Consider the following 576-nt stretch of genomic DNA (forward strand, 5'->3'; position numbering starts at 1 on the left):
TCACCAGATGAGATCATGAAAACGGTCGACCTGTGTCGTCAGCACTTCCCACGCCTAAAAATCTTGGCGCGCGCTCGAAGTCGTGTTGAAGCTTACCAACTATTGAACCACGGTGTGACCAACTACTCTCGTGAAACTTTCCTAGGGGCGTTAGACTTAGGCAGGCAAGCTTTGACTGAGCTCGGCATGCATCCGTATAAAGCGAAGCGTGCCGAGGCGCACTTCCGTAAACTCGATAATGCCATGCTGAAAGACCTTCTCCCTCAGCACAATGAAGACACCGAATTAGCGCAAAGAGCCAAAGAGGCTCGCAAAGAGTTGGAAGAAATCTTCGGGCATGAGATGGAAAACGACCATCAGTCTCGAAACTACTGGCAGTAACTCATTGCTTGTAAAATTATAAGATAACAGCCATCACCAAATGGCATGCATCCAAGTTGTAAAGGATAGATAACGTGAAACAGAAGAAACGCTTTATTGCCGGCGCAAGCTGCCCAAGTTGCAGCAGCCAAGACACGCTTCGCTGGTGGGTTGAGAACAATATTGAGCTGGTGGAGTGTGTGGATTGTGACTTTA

The 576-nt window shown here is 48.3% G+C and carries 1 protein-coding gene and 1 pseudogene; both read left to right on the forward strand.

Annotation, left to right across the window (positions count from 1 at the left end; translation table 11 throughout):
- Positions 1–381, forward strand: a pseudogene (locus KIV40_RS33385) (glutathione-regulated potassium-efflux system protein KefB); the annotation flags it as partial.
- A gap of 74 nt (positions 382–455) precedes the next feature.
- Positions 456–576: YheV family putative zinc ribbon protein (locus tag KIV40_RS33390; protein ID WP_285353699.1), on the forward strand; the 121-nt coding region annotated here is incomplete at its 3' end.

It is taken from the genome of Vibrio sp. D173a (assembly GCF_030248475.1).